Genomic DNA, 1,249 nt, shown 5'->3' on the forward strand with positions numbered 1-1,249 from the left:
CGGCACCCGGTAGCGGGCGGCACTCCACAGGGCGGAGGTGGTGTACTGCGTCGCGCCGTCCCCGATCAGGGCGACGACGGGTCGCTCGGGGCGGCCCAGCCGCAGCCCGATCGCGGCGGGCAGGCCCCAGCCGAGGCCGCCGGCGGCCGGGTAGAACAGCGACTTGGGCCGGGTGAGGGTGAGTCGGTCGCGGATCATGTCCGCCGAGGTCCACTCCAGTGCGATCACGGCGTCGTCGGTCTTGCCGGCGTCGATCGCGTCGAGGATGGCCTCCGCGGTGAACGCCGGCCCGGTGGTGTCCGCCTCGGGGAGGGTCCGCTCAGGGGGCCAGGGCCGGTCGCTCGGCGCGACGGCGTCGGCGAGGCGGACCAGCGCGTCGGACGGATCGCCGACGCCGATGCGCCCGACCGGGGCACGCGCGGCTTCGTCGGGGTCGTCGGTGACCCCGTACAGGCGGACGCCCGGCGGCAGGAAGTCACTGCCGCTGGGCGCGTGGTAGCGGAAGACCGGTGCTCCGACGCAGAGGACCACGTCGTACCCGGCGAGGGTGTCGGCGACCGCGCCGACGGCGGACGGCAGCTGGCCCTGGTAGCAGCGGTGCCGGGTCGGGAACGGGGCCCGCGGCGGGCTGGGTGCCACCCACACCGGCAGGCGGGCCCGCTCGGCGAGGGCCACCGCGGCCCGGTATCCCGCCTCGGTGTCGGCGCCGGGCCCCAGGACCAGCGCCGGTGACGTCGCCCGGTCCAGGGCCTCGACCAGCATGGTGAGCGTTCGCGGGGCCAGTACCGGGGCGCCGTCCACCACCCGCTCCAGGAGGTGGGCCAAGGCGCTCTGCTCAGCGGGCTCGGTCCAGTCGTCCAGCGGGACCGACAGGTAGGCCACGCCTCGGGGCGCGGAGTCGGCGAGCATCAGGGCCTTGGAGACCAGCGCGGGCCCGTCCTGCGGGCGCAGCGGCTCTCCGGACCACTTCACCAGCGGGTCGCACAGCTTGGTCGGGTCGACGTTGGTGAGCATCGCCCCCACCGGGACGTAGCGGCGCGCCTGCTGACCCGCCATGACGACCATCGGCGTGTGGCAGGCGGCGGTGTTGGTCAGGCAGCCCATCGCGTTGCCGGTGCCGGACGCGGCGTGCAGGTTCAAGAACCCCGTGGTGTCCGTGGCCTGGGCGTAGCCGTCCGCCATGGCGATGGCGGCGCCCTCCTGGAGGACCAGGTAGTAGGGGATGTCCTCGGGCAGGCCGGTGAGGAAC

Annotated in this window: 1 protein-coding gene; it reads right to left on the reverse strand. The window is 75.1% G+C overall.

Annotated features, from left to right (window positions below; all coding sequences use genetic code 11):
* On the reverse strand, nucleotides 1-1,249 hold a 1,249-nt coding region (locus ACIP98_RS42515; RefSeq protein WP_401982260.1), incomplete at both ends, for a thiamine pyrophosphate-binding protein.

Origin of the sequence: Streptomyces sp. NPDC088354 (genome assembly GCF_044753585.1) — a bacterium.
Taxonomy (GTDB): Bacteria; Actinomycetota; Actinomycetes; order Streptomycetales; family Streptomycetaceae; genus Actinacidiphila.